Raw genomic sequence first — 15,164 nt, 5'->3', positions numbered from 1 at the left:
CGCGATGGCCCGCAGCAGCTCCCCGTCGCTTCTCTTCTCGCTCACGTCTCCTCATCGGACCGGGGCCCGCGATCGGTTCACGGATCCTCGATCGGTTCCACGGATCCTCGCTTGACTTCCCGGCCGGACTTGCACCACCCTTTCACTACTCAATTAGTGAAAGGGTGGTGAGGGCGTGGTCGAGTACCGCATCGACCGGCACAGCGGGGTCGCCACCTACGTCCAGATCGTCCAGCAGACCAAGCAGGCCCTGCGCATGGGCCTGCTGCGGCCGGGCGACCGGCTGCCCACGGCCCGTGAGGTCGTGGAGGCCACCGCGATCAACCCCAACACCGTCCTGAAGGCGTACCGGGAGCTGGAGCGCGAGGGACTGGTGGAGGCCCGGCGCGGGCTCGGCACCTTCGTCCGGCGCTCGCTCGGCGCCGCGACGGCCGACGCCGCGCTCCGCGCCGAGCTGGAGACCTGGACGGACCGGGCGCGCGAGGCGGGGCTGGACCGCGAGGACGTGGCCGCGCTCTTCACCGCCGTACTCGACCAGCGCTTCGCCGTGAACGGCACTCGGCGCGACACCGAGCAGACCGCGCACACCGAGCTCACCGAGAACTTGCAGGGAGACCCGTCATGACCGACACGGCGCTGAGGGCCGAGGCACTGGGGAAACGGTTCGGCCGGCGATGGGGGTCCCCCCGCTCGAGCGAAGTCGAGAGTGGGGGACGCTGGGCGCTGCGGGAGTGCGGCTTCCGGCTGCCCGCCGGACGGGTGTGCGCCGTCGTCGGCCCCAACGGCGCCGGCAAGTCGACACTGCTCGCGCTCGCCGCCGGGCTGCTCCCGCCCACCGAGGGCCGGCTGACCGTGCTCGGCACCAGCCCGGCGCAGGCCCGCCCCCGGGTCGGCTTCGTCGCCCAGGACAAGCCGCTGCACCCCCAGCTCACCGTCGCCGAGACGCTCCGCATGGGCGCCGACCTCAACCCCGGGCGCTGGGACGCGGCCGTCGCCGAGCGGGTCGTCGCGGGCGGCGCCCTCGACCCCGAGGCCCGTATCCGCACGCTCTCCGGCGGCCAGCGCACCCGCGTCGCGCTCGCGCTCGCCCTCGGCAAGCGGCCCGAACTGCTGCTCCTGGACGAGCCGATGGCCGACCTCGACCCGCTCGCCCGGCACGAGCTGATGGGCACGCTGATGGGCGACGCCGCCCAGCACGGCACCACGATCGCGATGTCCTCGCACGTGGTCGCCGAGCTGGAGGACTCCTGCGACCATCTGCTGCTCGTCGGCGACGGCCGGGTCCGGCTGGCCGGCGACATCGACGACCTGCGCTCCGCCCACCGCCGGATCACGGCCGAGGCCGGCGCCGGCCTCGGCCCGCACACCGTGGTCGAATCCCGCACCACCGGCCGCCAGCTCACCGCGCTGATCCGCCCGGCCGGACCGCTCGCCGACGAATGGCGCACCTCGGTGCCCTCGCTGGAGGAGCTGGTCCTCGCCCATCTGCGCAATCCCGGGGCCCCCGCCCTGGCCACGGCGGAAGCCGCCGAATCCACCGAAACCACCGAAGCCGTCACCGAGGAGAGTGCCGCGTGACTGTTCTGACCGGACCGGTCGACGCCGTAGCGACCGCCGGCAGGCCGCGCATGACCCGCTGGGTGGTGCGTCTGCACCGGCCCGCGGTGTTCGCGTGGGCGGGCCTGTTCGTCGTGGTCGCCGGCCTGCTGATCGCCCTGGCCGGCCCGTGGGCCGACGCGGCCGCCCAGGGCTGGCGTCACTACGACGCCTGCGACTTCGACCGGCCGTGCAGCTACGACCAGACCGCGATCCTGCGCTACAAGAGCTGGTACAACTACACGACCTTCGCCCTGAACGTGCTGCCCTTCCTGGTGGCCGCCTGGGCCGGGGCCGCGCTGACCGGCCGCGAGCTGGAGTCCGGCACGGCCGGGCTGGCCTGGACCCAGGGCACCTCACCGGCCCGCTGGCTCGCGGTCCGGCTGGCCGTCCCCGCCCTCGCCCTCACCGCCGGCACGAGCCTGCTGTGCTGGCTGCACCACCGCGCCTGGGCGGCGGGCCGGGGCCGTATCGACACGGCCAAGACCTGGTACGACGCCGGGACCTTCCACGCGAACGGGCCCACCACCGTCGCCCTGACCCTCGCCGGGCTCGCGGCCGGCGCCCTGGCGGGCCTGCTGCTCCGCCGTGCGCTGCCCGCGCTGGTCCTCGGCGCGGTGTTCATGTCGGGCGTCTGGGGTACGACCCAGCAGCTGCTGCCCCACCTGTGGCCCGCGGTCACCCGGACCGCCGCCAAGCAGCAGCAGCTCGACCTCGGTGCGGGCCTCGGCGTCGACCACGGCATGCTGACCAGCACCGGCGGCCACCTGCCGATGCCCAGCTGCGACTCCGAGGCGGCCTGCGACGCGGCCTACGCCAAGGCCGCCGGGTTCTACAACACCTACCACCCCTACTCCCACTACTGGCCCCTCCAGCTGACCACCAGCGCCCTGCTCCTGGCCGTGACGGGGCTGCTCGCCCTCGCGTGCTTCCGGGTGCTGCGGCGGCAGGTGTCGTAGGGAGCCGCCGGGCGGGGCGCTTCCCCCGGGAGCCGCCCCGCGATATCCCGCACGTCATGTCGCCGTAACCATTGATTCAGCCAGACTTGCGACGCTCGGCCAATGAAGCCCGCCGTGCCAGAGCCTTCGCCGCCCCCCGAGGGGGCCGCGCCGAACGGGGCCGTGACGCTCCCGCCCGCACGTTCCGACGCGCCCGTCACGCCGATGGCGCGGAAGAATGGGGTCATGAGTCAGCCAGACGCCCAGGCATCGGTCCAGCAGCAGCCCCCCGTGGGCTCCATCGCCGCGCACCGCCCGCACACCGTCGCCGCCACGGTCTCCGACCTGGAGCCCGACCTCGATGCCGACCTCGACGACTACGAGGAGACGCCGGGGGACGGCACCCCCCTGCCCGCGGGCCGGTTCCTGGACCGCGAGCGCAGCTGGCTGGCCTTCAACGAGCGCGTCCTGGAGCTGGCCGAGGACCCGAACACACCGCTGCTGGAGCGCGCCAACTTCCTCGCGATCTTCGCCAGCAACCTGGACGAGTTCTTCATGGTCCGGGTCGCCGGTCTGAAGCGCCGGATCGCCACCGGCGTCGCCACCCGTTCCGCGTCCGGGCTCCAGCCCCGTGAGGTCCTGGAGATGATCTGGGCCCGCTCGCGCGAGCTGATGGCCCGGCACGCCGCCTGCTACCACGAGGACGTCGCCCCCGCACTCGCGGAGGAGGGCATACACCTCGTCCGCTGGCAGGAGCTGACCGAGAAGGAACAGGCCAGCCTGTTCACCCTCTTCCGGCACCGGATCTTCCCCGTCCTGACCCCGCTCGCCGTCGACCCCGCGCACCCCTTCCCGTACATCTCGGGTCTCTCGCTCAACCTCGCGGTCGTCGTGCGCAACCCGGTCAGCGGCCACAAGCACTTCGCGCGCGTGAAGGTGCCGCCGCTGCTGTCCCGCTTCCTGGAGAGCAGCCCCGGCCGCTACGTCCCGGTCGAGGACGTCATCGCCGCGCACCTGGAGGAGCTGTTCCCGGGCATGGAGGTGCTGGAGCACCACGCCTTCCGGCTCACCCGCAACGAGGACCTGGAGGTCGAGGAGGACGACGCCGAGAACCTGCTCCAGGCCCTGGAGAAGGAGCTCATGCGGCGCCGCTTCGGGCCGCCCGTGCGCCTGGAGGTCGAGGAGTCCATCGACCGCGAGGTGCTCGACCTGCTGGTCCGCGAGCTCAAGATCTCCGAGGCCGAGGTCTATCCGCTGCCCGGCCCGCTCGACCTCACCGGCCTGTTCCGCATCCACGGCCTGGACCGGCCCGAGCTGAAGTACCCGAAGTTCATCGCGGGCACCCACCGTGACCTCGCCGAGGTCGAGTCGGCGTCGGCGCCGGACATCTTCGCCGCCCTGCGCCAGCGGGACGTGCTGCTGCACCACCCGTACGACTCCTTCTCCACCTCCGTGCAGGCCTTCATCGAGCAGGCGGCCGAGGACCCGGACGTCCTCGCGATCAAGCAGACCCTGTACCGCACCTCCGGCGACTCCCCGATCGTCAACGCGCTCATCGACGCCGCCGAGGCCGGCAAGCAGGTCCTCGTCCTGGTCGAGATCAAGGCCCGCTTCGACGAGCACGCCAACATCAAGTGGGCGAAGAAACTGGAGGAGGCCGGCTGCCACGTCGTCTACGGCCTGGTCGGCCTGAAGACGCACTGCAAGCTGTCCCTGGTGGTCCGCCAGGAGGGCGACACGCTGCGCCGCTACAGCCACGTCGGCACCGGCAACTACCACCCGAAGACGGCTCGCCTGTACGAGGACCTGGGCCTGCTCACGGCGGACCCGCAGGTCGGCGCGGACCTGTCCGACCTGTTCAACCGGCTGTCCGGCTACTCCCGCCGCGAGACCTACCGCCGTCTGCTGGTGGCCCCCAAGTCCCTGCGCGACGGCCTGATCTCCCGGATCGACAAGGAGGTCGAGCACCACCGCGCGGGCCGCCCGGCCTTCGTCCGCGTCAAGGTCAACTCGATGGTCGACGAGGCCGTCATCGACGCCCTCTACCGGGCCTCCCAGGCCGGCGTGCCGGTCGACGTCTGGGTGCGCGGCATCTGCGCGATCCGCCCCGGCGTCCCGGGCCTTTCGGAGAACATAAGGGTCCGCTCCATACTCGGCCGGTTCCTCGAACACTCGCGGGTGTTCGCCTTCGGCAACGGCGGGGAGCCCGAGGTGTGGATCGGCAGCGCCGACATGATGCACCGCAACCTCGACCGCCGGATCGAGGCCCTGGTCCGTGTCGTCGACCCGGCCCACCGGGCGGCCCTGAACCGGCTGCTCGACACCGGCATGTCCGACACCACGGCCTCCTGGCACCTCGGCCCCGACGGCGAGTGGACCCGGCACGCGACCGATGCGGACGGACAGCCCCTGCGCAACGTCCAGGAGATGCTCATAGACGCCCGGAGGCGCCGGCGTGGCACAGCAACACCTTGACCCGACGGACCCCGCGGCGGACGTGGCGACAGGAGAGTCCCTCGCGGCCTATCTGCGTGCCCAGGCCACGGAGTTCCTCCGCGCGCTGCGCCTGCACCGGGAGACCGGCGGCACCCATCAGGCCGGCGGCGCGGAGGAGCCGGTCGACGCGGCACGGCTGCTGCGCCGCTCGGCCCGCCGCATCAGCGGCAACCTGCACACCTTCCGGCCCCTCCTCGACCCCGACTGGTCCGAGGAGATGCGCCCCGAACTGGCCTGGCTGTCCGGCACGTTGGGCCTGGAGCACGCCTACGAGGCCCGGCTGGAACGACTGTTGCTGGCCCTGCACCGGCTGTCGGGGGCGACCGTGCTCCCGGCCCAGGCGGTGGACGCAGCCCTGGCCGCCGCACCGCTCCCGGGCGGCGGTCCGGCCGGGGCGACGGCCGCGCAGGAGCGCAGCAACCTCACCGTGGGCGCGGCCAAGGCGGGCGCCCTGCTGGAGCGCCAGCTGACCCTGGCCCGGACCCGGGCCCACTCGACCGCCCTCCAGGCACTGGGGTCCAGCCGCTTCCACGCCGTGGCCGACAAGGTCGCCGTACTCGCCAGCGAGGTGCCCCTCACCCTCACGGCCCCGACGACCGACCTGCGCCCGCCGGCAGCCGCTGCGGAGGAACGGCTGACGGCGGCCATCGGCGCGCTCCCCCTGGTCACCGCGGGCCACCCGTACAACGCGGAGGCCCTGGTCCACGGCCTGTCCCCGGACCTGTCACCGCACCCCCAGGACGGCCCCTGGCACCAGGTCCGGCTGCTGCTGCGCCTGCACCGGTACGCCCAGGAGGTGCTGCACGCGGGCGACCTGCCGGTGGACCTGCGGCTGCTGTCGGCGGGGCAGGCGCTGGACCGGCACCGGGACGCCTCGGAGGCGGCGGCCGCGGCGGCGCAGGCGGCCCGCACCCCGCGCATCGCGCCGGCGACGGCGTACGCGCTCGGGGTGCTCCACGCCGACCAGCGGCACGAGGTGGAGGCGGCCCGGTTCGCCTTCCAGCAGGCCTGGCAGAAGCAGACCGTCAGCGCACCCTGACATCCCGCTTGGAGGCGGTGTGAACGACACCTTGGTCCGGGCGGCCGGCTGTGTGCTCTGGCGCCGCTCGCCGGTCGCCGGGGACCTGGAGATCTGCCTGGTCCACCGGCCCAGGTACGACGACTGGTCCCACCCCAAGGGCAAGCTCAAGCGGGGTGAGGACACGCTCGCCGCGGCGCTGCGCGAGGTCGCCGAGGAGACCGGGTACACGGCCGAGCCCGGCGCCGAGCTGCCGGCCGTGCGCTATCTGGCCAACGGCCGCCCGAAACAGGTGCGTTACTGGGCGGCCCAGGCGGTGTCCGGCCGCTTCACGCCCAACGCCGAGGTCGACCGCATCCTGTGGCTCTCCCCCGCCGCCGCCCGCGACCGGCTCACCCAGCCGCGGGACCGGGACCTGGTGGCGGACGCCCTTCACGCACTGGCCGTGTGAGTCTCCGCGTCCGTACGGGCCTGGCTGCGGGCTCTGCGGGCCGGGCCGCGCCAGCCGCAGGCACAGCGGGCCACACAGAAGCGGCCCTGTTCCGTCGTAGAGGTGAGGTGCTCCCGCCGGACTCGCTCCGGCCCGTCCTGCTGCGCCACGCCGTCAACGGTACTCCTGCGCTTCCTTTACGCCTTCTGTGCGCCCGCCCTCACGCGTGACGGTGCCCCCCTACCCGTCGTTAACCGGAACGACTGGGGCCCGTGACGGACGTACCGGCTTGGGGGTAGGCAGGCGATGGATCGGCGGCAGCAACAGCACAGTCACCTGGGCGGAACGGTCGTCGCGGTCGGGGTCCTGCTCGGCCTCGCGGCGGGTACGACGGGCTGTTCGGACAGCCGGGCCGCCGCCGACGACGTGAAGGGCGCGGGCGATCCGGTCGCCCTGCTGCGACGGGCCGCCGACACCCTGGGCGGCGCGGGCACGTCGAAGGCCACCACCTCCATGGAGATGGCCACCGGCGGCACCCGGGTCACCATCCGCGGCAAGGGCGTCTACGACTACCGGCACCGGCTGGGCCGGCTCACCGTCGTCCTGCCCGAGGACCCCGCCGGCGCCGCCGAGCACCGGCCCATCACCGAACTGCTCGCCCCCGGCGCCCTGTTCATGAAGAACCGGGGCGCGGGCGTGCCCGCCGACAAGTGGGTGCGGGTGGACACCGCCTCCGTCTCCGACGGCAACCTGGTGACCGGCGGCGCGACCGACCCGTACGCGGCGGCCGAGGTGCTGCGCGGGACCCGTAGGGCGGCCTACGCGGGCCGCACCGAGGTCGGCGGCACGCCCGTACGGCACTACCGGGGCACCGCGAACCTGGCCGACGCGGCCCGCAGCGCCTCCGCCGCGAACCGGGCGGCACTGGGCGCGGCGGCGAAGGGGTTCGCCACGGCCGAGGTGCCGTTCGACGTCTATCTCGACGACCAGGGCCGGATCCGCAAGCTCCGGCAGCGCTTCAGCTTCGTCAACGGCCTGCAGAAGACCCCGGTGGCGGTCGCCTCGACGACGCTGCTGTACGACTTCGGCACCCCGGCCGACGTGCGACTGCCGCACGCGCAGGACATCTACGCCGGCCGGATCGCGGAGGAGGCCGGCACCGGAACCGATGAGAACAAGCCATCCCAGAAGCCCGCACGAGAGCCCTCGAACTAGCCCGGTGGGCCATCCGCGGACTAGCCCGTCCGTGCCATGCGCGGTGTGTAGAGCGCTGCCTACTCTAGGGAATGGGTGACGGCAGAGAAGAGGTGAGGCGGGTGGCTCCGGTCGGCGGGACGGCGGTTCAGGACCACGTGGCCCTCGCCGAGATCGAGCTGTGCGGAGAGCTGATCATCGCGGCCTCGGCCGCCGAGGACCGGCTCAGCCTGGAGAGCATCGACGAGGTGCTGCGGGTGTACGAGGAGCGGGAGAACTAGCCGCTCGGACGCCCGCTCATATGCGCGTTCGGGTACGCGCTCAGGTACGCAGGAGGCGGCCGATCGCCTTCGTCGCCTCGTCCACCTTCGCGTCGATCTCGTCGCCGCCCTTGAGCGCCGCGTCGGCCACGCAGTGCCGCAGGTGCTCCTCCAGCAGCTGGAGCGCGAAGGACTGGAGGGCCTTGGTGGAGGCCGAGACCTGGGTGAGTATGTCGATGCAGTACGTGTCCTCGTCCACCATCCGCTGCAGCCCGCGGATCTGCCCCTCGATCCGGCGCAGCCGCTTGAGGTGCTCGTCCTTCTGCTTGTGGTAGCCGTGCGTGGCGGGGGCGTCGTGGCAGGTGCCCTCGGTGGTCGCGCCCTCGGCGGGGGCCGTGGCGCCGGCCTCGGTCGTCGTCATCGCTGGCCTCCGTCCGGACCAAGATCCAGGTCACGATCTTGGTCACAATTGCGTTCACATACCCCTAGTGGGTATATGGTAACGAATTTTGCTGGGTATGGGGCCCTTGGTACGCCCCTGTGCTGATCACTGTGCCTGATGGGCGACACTGGGATGCGGCCCGATAGCCGTGGCCGGATGATGCGCCTAGCATCAGCCTGACCGAAACCGAAGCACCCCGAGGACCCCACGTGCGCTTTCGTCTGACCCCCAGGGAGACGAGCTTCTACGACATGTTCGCCGCATCCGCGGACAACATCGTCACGGGCTCGAAACTCCTGATGGAACTGCTCGGGGCGGACGGACCTGCCCGAGCCGAGATCGCAGAGCGTATGCGGGCCGCGGAACACGCGGGTGACGACGCCACTCACGCGATCTTCCACCAGCTGAACTCCTCGTTCATCACGCCGTTCGACCGCGAGGACATCTACGCCCTCGCCGGATCCCTCGACGACATCATGGACTTCATGGAGGAAGCCGTCGACCTGGTCGTCCTCTACAACGTCGAGGAACTGCCGAAGGGCGTCGAGCAGCAGATCGAGGTGCTGGCCCGGGCGGCCGACCTGACGGCGGAGGCGATGCCGAACCTCCGCACGCTGGACAACCTCACCGAGTACTGGATCGAGGTCAACCGACTGGAGAACCAGGCGGACCAGATCCACCGCAAACTGCTCGCCCACCTCTTCAACGGCAAGTACGACGCGATCGAGGTGCTCAAGCTCAAGCAGATCGTGGACGTCCTGGAAGAGGCGGCGGACGCGTTCGAGCACGTGGCGAACACGGTGGAGACCATCGCCGTCAAGGAGTCCTGAGGCGTCGATGGACACCTTCGCCCTCATCGTGACCATTCTGGTCGCGCTCTTCTTCACGTACACGAACGGCTTCCACGACTCCGCGAACGCCATCGCGACGTCGGTGTCGACGCGGGCCCTGACCCCGCGGGCGGCCCTCGCCATGGCCGCCGTGATGAACCTGGCCGGCGCCTTCCTGGGCTCCGGCGTCGCCAAGACGGTCTCCGAGGGCCTCATCGAGACGCCCAGCGGCGGGACCGGCATGGGCATCCTCTTCGCGGCCCTGATCGGCGCGATCGTCTGGAACCTCGCCACCTGGTACTACGGCCTGCCGTCCTCCTCCTCCCACGCCCTGTTCGGCGGTCTGGTGGGCGCGGCGCTGGCGGGCGGTACCGGTGTGCACTGGAACGGCGTGGTGGACAAGATCATCATCCCGATGGTCCTGTCCCCGGTGGTCGGCCTCATCGTCGGCTACCTGTTCATGCTGGCGATCATGTGGATCTTCCGCCGGGCCAACCCGCACAAGGCCAAGCGCGGCTTCCGTATAGCGCAGACGGTCTCGGCCGCGGGCATGGCCCTCGGCCACGGCCTCCAGGACGCCCAGAAGACCATGGGTGTGGTGGTGATGGCCCTGGTGATCTCCGGCAACGAGACCTTCGGCGACCCGATCCCGGTCTGGGTGAAGATCGTCTCGGCGGTGATGCTGTCGCTCGGCACCTACGCCGGCGGCTGGCGCATCATGCGCACCCTGGGCCGCAAGATCATCGAGCTGGACCCCCCGCAGGGCTTCGCCGCGGAGGCCACCGGCGCGTCGATCATGTTCGGCACGGCGTTCCTCTTCAAGGCACCGATCTCCACGACCCACGTCATCACCTCGGCGATCATGGGCGTCGGCGCGACGAAGCGCGTCAACGCCGTCCGCTGGGGCGTGGCCAAGAACATCGTCCTGGGCTGGTTCATCACGATGCCGGCCGCCGCACTGGTCGCCGCGCTGGCCTTCGGCGTGGTCAAGCTGGTGGCGCTGTAGCCCCTTCACTTCGCCCACCCACCCACCCGTCTCGGCCCGCTGAAAAGCGAGGCAGGAGGCGGGTGGGTTGTTCTATCGGGGTACGGCGTCAGTCGGCGTACTGCGGGTAGTAGGTGCGCTTCGGGGCGCAAGCTGTTCTCCAGCGAGATCCTTGCGGCCGAGGACTGCCTGGACATACTCCGGCGTCTGTAGAAGGCCCGGTACGAGCGCGGGTTGAAAGAGGCGCAGCAGAGTCGTACGAGATTCGATCGCCTGGATCTGCTGTTGCTTCCGGTGGTATCCGAGCCGCCGGTACAGGCGCCAGGCCGTCGCCTCGGTCGCCGCTGCCCGAGCCACCGACATGTACTCGGCCTTGATGTCTTCGGAAACCCCCACGGCGGTCAGGATCTGTTCGACGTCCACGACGCTCGGCATGACGGCGCCGTTCTCGATTTTGGACAGCTTGGAACTGGACATAGCCGCGCTGCGGGCAACGGTCTTGGCTTCCTTTCCGGATGCCTGCCGCAGCGCCCGCAGCGCGGACCCCAGCTCAGCCTTGTTCACTCCCCGTGCCGTGCCCACCATTCCGTGAACGGCACGGCATGCGCGAGTGCCGTATCCCGGTAGGCCCGGAAATCGGCCAACCGCTCCTCCTCCGCGAATTCGCTCCCGAGGTACTTCCCGGCATCGTCGTACGCCATCACCGCCGCAGCCGCACTGTCGAACATCCAGAAGTCGGGTGCGTCGGGAATGGGGTTCGCCTGTTCGGTCGTGTCGATGATGAAGAACTCTTCGCCGACCGTCATGTTGCGCCGATACCCCCAGGACAGCTCGAACCGTAGATAGTCCGTGAGCGGGCGGGACAGAATGTGCACGCGATACACACGCTTACCGGCCTTGGTAGCGTCCCCGACTGTGGTCAGCCACTCTGCCGTCCGGTACGACTCGGGCTGCTCCCGCCCGGCCAGGAAGGCCTGGTAGGCGCCGACTCCTCCCGACTGGCTGTAGTCGTCCAACGTCTCCAGTCGGAACGCTTCGCGCTCGAACGCGGTGAACCACTCCCCCAACGTCAGACTAGATGAGGTCACCACGGACAGCCTTTCGGATCAGTTCTACAGGGATTTCGACGAGGGCTTCGTGCGCCGGGATCTCCCTACCGTGGTCGGCCAGAAGACCTCCCTGCACAACTAAAGTCCCCCGGTCGGTGGCGTACAGCGTCGGGCAATCGCCGTCGTCGCACTCACCCACCAGTCGAATCAGCTTCACCACCACGGGCTCCTCCCAGACGTGGACAGGTCGTCACTGATCGTCCCGACCGTGTCGTGCATTCGGCAAGAGTTCCTGGTTTCCGCTTCTGGAAACCGTCAACACGAAGCGAACGGGCCTCCGGCTTCCGCCGCGTGCGAGAGGAAGTCCGTCCAGGGGGAGGGGATTGACACGTGCCGTGCTTGCTTGACGCTGGATGAGGTGGCGCCGGAGATGGTGGATCAGGTCAGCTGGTAGTCCGCGTGCGGCACTGCTAGGGACCAGACGGAGTCGAACGCGCTCGCACACAGCTTCACCACGGCCGGATCGTCAGTGAACTCCTCGTCTTCCAGAGCGAGTTCACCGTCTCCAGCGAAATGGTGGAACACCACTGAGCTGTCATCGAAGAGCCAGAAGTCGTTGCCCGGCAGAGCGAGCCCGGAGGCACGGCGGCGAGGCAACCAGCGAACCTGCTCGCCCGCGGCGAGGGTGGGACCGGTCAGGTGGTGCTCGAAGCTGATGTAGTCCGACACCGGCTCCGACACGATCCGCGCCCTCCGTACATCGACCCCCTGGCCCACCAGATCGGCGATCAGTCGCAACCACGGCCGACGCTCGGGGTCACTGTCGGCCGGGTTGTTCCTGACGCCCTGCTGCCAGGCAACGAAACGGGGATCGGAACGCATGTAGCCGTCGCGCATCTCCAGGTGCACGGCGGCACGGGTACAGCGCCGAAGCCGTTCCTCAAGCGTCGGCATCGCCACCGCTGTTCACCTCCAGAAAGAACTGCACCATGCGTCGGGGGATCTCTACGACGTCTTCGTGACCGGGCAGATCCAACTGCGAGCGCCTGTCCTCATCGGTCACCTTCCAGCCCTGGACCAGGTAGGTGTCCTTCTCATCGTCGAGATACACGGTCGGCGACTTGCCCTCAGGACTCTCGGGGTCCTTGCCCAGCTTGCGCAACGTCATGCCTGGCCTCCTTTGACCGTGATGGGCGATCACTGGAACGAGCTTGCAGGCCAGGACGCCGCCACCACCACGAACTTGCACGAACTTCTACGAGGCTCCGCCTCCTGCCGCGTAGCGGATGAACTCCGTCCAGGTGTAGGAGGGGATGGTGAGCTGGAGGTCGCCGGTGTTCTTCGAGTCGCGGATGTGGATCGCGGTGGGGGTGGTGGCTATCTCGACGCAGTTCGAGCCGTCGGGACTGTAGGTGGATTTCCGCCAGGTGAGGGATGGCATGGTTACTCCTTCACAGGTCCTGGATGCGGTGGCTGACGAAGTCGCGCGTCCTGGCGCGGCTGAGCGCACAGGACTCCATGCGGTTCAGCACCGCGCGGTACTTGTTCAACTGAGCTTCGGCATCGATGAATTCACAGGCACCGTGGTAGGAGTCCAACTGGACGGTGTCGAGCTGTGGGACAGGGCCCTCTACGTAGTCGAAGGGCTGACCGGTGGCCGGGAAGTGGTCCGCCTCGAAGGGGATCACCCGCACGGTGACATGCGGCAGTTCACTCATGTCGAGCAGGTGCTTGAGCTGGCCACGAACCACGGCGGGGCCACCGAAGTTCATGCGGAGTGCCGTCTCATGAATGATCGCCGTATACGGAGGCGGATCTGCCTTGTGCAGAACCCCCTGCCGTTTCATTCGGTGGGTAAGACGGTGTTCGATCTCGTACTGGCGCATCGGCGGCGCCGCCGACTGGAAGAGAGCGCGGGCGTGATCGGTCGTCTGGAGCAGCGCCGGGATATGGATCATCAGCGCCACCCGAAGCGCGGACGCGTAATGTTCCAGCTCCGCCAGATCGACCAGAGCCACCGGCACGTGCCCGCGGTACTCCTCCCACCAGCCACGGGCACGCCGTCCTGTCATCGCGGCAAGAGCGTCGATGAGTGCTTCGTCCACGCAGTCGTAAACATGGACCATGGAGCGCAGCCAGTCGGCGCTGATGGGAGTGCGGCCGGTCTCGATCATGCTTACGCGCGCTTGGTTGACGCCTAGGAGTTCGGCGGCGCCGGTAGCGGTGAGTCCTGCTCGCTCCCGGAGTTTGCGCAGCTCTGCGCCCAGCCGGCGCTGTCGGAGCGACGGACTGTTGGTGGGCGGCACGGAGTCTCCTTCCTGGCCGCGGCGCGGCGTAACGCTCCCTCACACGAGTGAAGAGTCGACGGATCTTACCTATTACGTTAGATGCATCTAACCATCTGCTCTACCGTAATCACGTACCGCTCAACTCCCTCCACCTCTAAGCCGGAAGCGCACCTCCCCAGGCAGAGCCACCGCCGGGCGGAGTCGTTGAGCGAGCCCGAAGTCCCTTCTCTCGACGGAGGTTTTTATGGGCACCGTATCCCTGCCCGACACCTGGGTGTACGCCCTTCGCCTGCCCCACGATCCCCGCGCGGCACGCGTCGCACGTACGACCGTGCGGGCCGTCCTGAACGGGCACGGCAGACACGAAGTCCTGGACCGGGTCGCATTGTTGACGTCCGAGCTGGTCGGCAACGCCTATCAGCACACCAACGGCCCCGCCTCGCTACGGCTCACCGCGCTCGCCGACGGCCGGATTCGGATCGGAGTGTGGGACAGGCACCCGAACATCCCCGCCCCCTTCGGGGAGCCGCCCTGGGATCGGGTTCCGCCCGCGCCGGTTGACGCCGAAGAGGGGCGCGGGCTGCGCCTCGTACAGGAATGCGCCGACTCCTGGGGTGGGTGGTCCCTCGGGGACAGTCCGCTGGACCGAGGCGCCGGGAAGCTGCTGTGGTTCGAGGTGGGTGTCTGACAGCACCTTCCCGGCCGACCGAGTCGGGCGGGAAGGTGGGCGGAAGAGGCGGCCGACGCGAACGCGGTGGGCCCGCCCCCGGGAGCCAGGGGCGGGCCCTTTTGCGTCCTCGCGGTGGCACCGCCATGCAGCACCGCGAGGGGTCTATGACACCGGCGTCGGCTCAGCCGAAGCGGCCGGAGATGTAGTCCTCCGTGGCCTGGACCGACGGGTTGGAGAAGATCCGCTCCGTGTCGTCGATCTCGATCAGCCGGCCCGGCTGGCCGACCGCGGCCAGGTTGAAGAAGGCCGTACGGTCCGAGACACGCGCCGCCTGCTGCATGTTGTGCGTCACGATGACGATCGTGAAGCGCTCCTTCAGCTCGCCGATCAGGTCCTCGATGGCGAGGGTGGAGATCGGGTCCAGGGCGGAGCAGGGCTCGTCCATCAGCAGGACCTTCGGCTCGACCGCGATGGCGCGGGCGATGCAGAGGCGCTGCTGCTGGCCGCCGGAGAGGCCGGAGCCCGGCTTGTTCAGGCGGTCCTTGACCTCGTTCCAGAGGTTGGCGCCCTTGAGCGACTTCTCGACGATGTCGTTCAGCTCGGACTTCTTGAAGCTGCCGTTGAGGCGCAGACCCGCCGCCACGTTGTCGAAGATCGACATCGTGGGGAAGGGGTTGGGGCGCTGGAACACCATGCCGACCTCGCGGCGGACGGACACCGGGTCGACGCCCGCGCCGTACAGGTCCTCGTCGTCCAGCAGCACCTTGCCCTCGACACGGCCGCCCGGGGTGACCTCGTGCATACGGTTCAGGGTGCGCAGGAACGTCGACTTACCGCAGCCGGAGGGGCCGATGAACGCCGTCACCGAGCGCGGCTCGACGGTCATCGAGATGTCCTCGATCGCCTTGTGGGAGCCGTAGTAGGCGGTCAGACCGCTTACGTCGATTCGCTTGGCCATTACTACTTCA

At 69.7% G+C, this 15,164-nt stretch carries 19 protein-coding genes and 1 pseudogene; 11 read left to right on the top strand and 9 right to left on the bottom strand.

The window, feature by feature from the left end; translation table 11 throughout:
• The first annotated feature begins 175 nt into the window (after window positions 1–175).
• The 8 genes from BIV25_RS40885 to BIV25_RS48505 all read left to right on the top strand — a co-directional run bounded on the left by BIV25_RS40885 (window position 176) and on the right by BIV25_RS48505 (window position 7,953).
• A complete protein-coding gene (locus BIV25_RS40885; RefSeq protein WP_071377635.1) occupies window positions 176–625 on the top strand; it encodes a GntR family transcriptional regulator in 450 nt (149 codons plus the stop codon).
• Complete coding sequence (locus tag BIV25_RS40880; protein ID WP_071377634.1) at window positions 622–1,578, top strand: ABC transporter ATP-binding protein; 957 nt, start codon at window positions 622–624, stop codon at window positions 1,576–1,578. Before BIV25_RS40885 ends, BIV25_RS40880 begins: the two co-directional genes overlap by 4 nt.
• The gene (locus BIV25_RS40875) at window positions 1,575–2,555 is read left to right on the top strand and encodes an ABC transporter permease (RefSeq protein ID WP_079177208.1); all 981 of its coding nucleotides are present in this window, start codon (window positions 1,575–1,577) and stop codon (window positions 2,553–2,555) included. The genes BIV25_RS40880 and BIV25_RS40875 overlap by 4 nt, the downstream gene beginning before the upstream one ends.
• A gap of 102 nt (window positions 2,556–2,657) precedes the next feature.
• Complete coding sequence (locus tag BIV25_RS40870; RefSeq protein WP_107486634.1) at window positions 2,658–5,009, top strand: RNA degradosome polyphosphate kinase; 2,352 nt, start codon at window positions 2,658–2,660, stop codon at window positions 5,007–5,009.
• On the top strand, window positions 4,990–6,069 hold the full coding sequence (locus BIV25_RS40865; protein WP_071377632.1) for a CHAD domain-containing protein: 1,080 nt from the start codon (window positions 4,990–4,992) through the stop codon (window positions 6,067–6,069). Before BIV25_RS40870 ends, BIV25_RS40865 begins: the two co-directional genes overlap by 20 nt.
• Before the next feature lie 19 nt (window positions 6,070–6,088).
• Window positions 6,089–6,499, top strand: a complete 411-nt coding sequence (locus tag BIV25_RS40860) for an NUDIX hydrolase (protein ID WP_071377631.1) — start codon at window positions 6,089–6,091, stop codon at window positions 6,497–6,499.
• A 285-nt stretch (window positions 6,500–6,784) separates the two neighbouring features.
• On the top strand, window positions 6,785–7,693 hold the full coding sequence (locus tag BIV25_RS40855; RefSeq protein ID WP_071377630.1) for a hypothetical protein: 909 nt from the start codon (window positions 6,785–6,787) through the stop codon (window positions 7,691–7,693).
• Window positions 7,694–7,794: 101 nt separating this feature from the next.
• Window positions 7,795–7,953: a hypothetical protein gene (locus BIV25_RS48505; RefSeq protein WP_177235600.1), complete on the top strand. Its 159-nt coding sequence runs from the start codon at window positions 7,795–7,797 to the stop codon at window positions 7,951–7,953.
• 40 nt (window positions 7,954–7,993) lie between these two features.
• On the opposite strand, the gene BIV25_RS40850 is transcribed toward BIV25_RS48505, so the two are convergent.
• On the bottom strand, window positions 7,994–8,353 hold the full coding sequence (locus BIV25_RS40850; protein WP_071377629.1) for a metal-sensitive transcriptional regulator: 360 nt from the start codon (window positions 8,351–8,353) through the stop codon (window positions 7,994–7,996).
• Window positions 8,354–8,583: 230 nt separating this feature from the next.
• On the opposite strand from BIV25_RS40850, the gene BIV25_RS40845 reads away from it, so the two are divergent.
• Window positions 8,584–9,204: a DUF47 domain-containing protein gene (locus BIV25_RS40845; RefSeq protein WP_071377628.1), complete on the top strand. Its 621-nt coding sequence runs from the start codon at window positions 8,584–8,586 to the stop codon at window positions 9,202–9,204.
• 7 nt (window positions 9,205–9,211) lie between these two features.
• Window positions 9,212–10,210, top strand: a complete 999-nt coding sequence (locus BIV25_RS40840; protein WP_071377627.1) for an inorganic phosphate transporter — start codon at window positions 9,212–9,214, stop codon at window positions 10,208–10,210.
• Window positions 10,211–10,339: 129 nt separating this feature from the next.
• Here BIV25_RS40840 and BIV25_RS40835 read toward each other — a convergent pair.
• The 7 genes and pseudogenes from BIV25_RS40835 to BIV25_RS40805 all read right to left on the bottom strand — a co-directional run.
• A pseudogene (locus BIV25_RS40835) lies at window positions 10,340–10,753 on the bottom strand (Scr1 family TA system antitoxin-like transcriptional regulator); the annotation flags it as partial.
• The gene (locus BIV25_RS40830) at window positions 10,750–11,277 is read right to left on the bottom strand and encodes a DUF6879 family protein (protein WP_071377702.1); all 528 of its coding nucleotides are present in this window, start codon (window positions 11,275–11,277) and stop codon (window positions 10,750–10,752) included. The pseudogene BIV25_RS40835 and the gene BIV25_RS40830, both read right to left, overlap by 4 nt.
• Entirely contained in the window at window positions 11,264–11,455 is a 192-nt protein-coding gene (locus tag BIV25_RS40825; protein WP_071380813.1) for a hypothetical protein, read from the bottom strand. Before BIV25_RS40825 ends, BIV25_RS40830 begins: the two co-directional genes overlap by 14 nt.
• A 221-nt stretch (window positions 11,456–11,676) precedes the next feature.
• Window positions 11,677–12,192 carry a DUF6879 family protein gene (locus BIV25_RS40820; protein ID WP_071377701.1) on the bottom strand — a complete coding sequence of 172 codons (516 nt, stop codon included), beginning with the start codon at window positions 12,190–12,192 and terminating at the stop codon, window positions 11,677–11,679.
• Window positions 12,179–12,406 (bottom strand): hypothetical protein, encoded by a 228-nt coding sequence (locus BIV25_RS40815; RefSeq protein ID WP_071377625.1) that lies wholly within the window; start codon window positions 12,404–12,406, stop codon window positions 12,179–12,181. Before BIV25_RS40815 ends, BIV25_RS40820 begins: the two co-directional genes overlap by 14 nt.
• 87 nt (window positions 12,407–12,493) lie before the next feature.
• Window positions 12,494–12,679: a DUF397 domain-containing protein gene (locus tag BIV25_RS40810; RefSeq protein WP_071377624.1), complete on the bottom strand. Its 186-nt coding sequence runs from the start codon at window positions 12,677–12,679 to the stop codon at window positions 12,494–12,496.
• A gap of 10 nt (window positions 12,680–12,689) precedes the next feature.
• Window positions 12,690–13,544, bottom strand: a complete 855-nt coding sequence (locus BIV25_RS40805; protein ID WP_071377623.1) for a helix-turn-helix transcriptional regulator — start codon at window positions 13,542–13,544, stop codon at window positions 12,690–12,692.
• Window positions 13,545–13,770: 226 nt separating this feature from the next.
• Between BIV25_RS40805 and BIV25_RS40800 the strand changes: the two genes are divergently transcribed.
• Window positions 13,771–14,214: an ATP-binding protein gene (locus tag BIV25_RS40800; RefSeq protein WP_071377622.1), complete on the top strand. Its 444-nt coding sequence runs from the start codon at window positions 13,771–13,773 to the stop codon at window positions 14,212–14,214.
• A 163-nt stretch (window positions 14,215–14,377) separates the two neighbouring features.
• Here BIV25_RS40800 and pstB read toward each other — a convergent pair whose 3' ends face one another.
• Window positions 14,378–15,154 carry a phosphate ABC transporter ATP-binding protein PstB gene (gene pstB / locus BIV25_RS40795; RefSeq protein ID WP_071377621.1) on the bottom strand — a complete coding sequence of 259 codons (777 nt, stop codon included), beginning with the start codon at window positions 15,152–15,154 and terminating at the stop codon, window positions 14,378–14,380.
• Window positions 15,155–15,164: the final 10 nt, after the last annotated feature.

The sequence above is a fragment of the Streptomyces sp. MUSC 14 genome, from assembly GCF_001866675.1.
Classification (GTDB): domain Bacteria; phylum Actinomycetota; class Actinomycetes; order Streptomycetales; family Streptomycetaceae; genus Streptomyces.
Note: the sequence above shows the minus strand (reverse complement) of the source record. Positions and strands in the feature narration are given on the sequence as shown.

Excerpts from the sequence above, each read along its gene's own strand:
- BIV25_RS40880 (WP_071377634.1), top strand. The coding sequence starts at position 622 with ATGACCGACACGGCGCTGAGGGCCGAGGCACTGGGGAAACGGTTCGGC.
- BIV25_RS40870 (WP_107486634.1), top strand. The coding sequence starts at position 2,658 with ATGAAGCCCGCCGTGCCAGAGCCTTCGCCGCCCCCCGAGGGGGCCGCG.
- BIV25_RS40855 (WP_071377630.1), top strand. The coding sequence starts at position 6,785 with ATGGATCGGCGGCAGCAACAGCACAGTCACCTGGGCGGAACGGTCGTC.
- BIV25_RS40850 (WP_071377629.1), bottom strand. The coding sequence starts at position 8,353 with ATGACGACGACCGAGGCCGGCGCCACGGCCCCCGCCGAGGGCGCGACC.
- BIV25_RS40840 (WP_071377627.1), top strand. The coding sequence starts at position 9,212 with ATGGACACCTTCGCCCTCATCGTGACCATTCTGGTCGCGCTCTTCTTC.
- BIV25_RS40820 (WP_071377701.1), bottom strand. The coding sequence starts at position 12,192 with ATGCCGACGCTTGAGGAACGGCTTCGGCGCTGTACCCGTGCCGCCGTG.
- BIV25_RS40815 (WP_071377625.1), bottom strand. The coding sequence starts at position 12,406 with ATGACGTTGCGCAAGCTGGGCAAGGACCCCGAGAGTCCTGAGGGCAAG.
- BIV25_RS40810 (WP_071377624.1), bottom strand. The coding sequence starts at position 12,679 with ATGCCATCCCTCACCTGGCGGAAATCCACCTACAGTCCCGACGGCTCG.
- BIV25_RS40800 (WP_071377622.1), top strand. The coding sequence starts at position 13,771 with ATGGGCACCGTATCCCTGCCCGACACCTGGGTGTACGCCCTTCGCCTG.
- pstB (WP_071377621.1), bottom strand. The coding sequence starts at position 15,154 with ATGGCCAAGCGAATCGACGTAAGCGGTCTGACCGCCTACTACGGCTCC.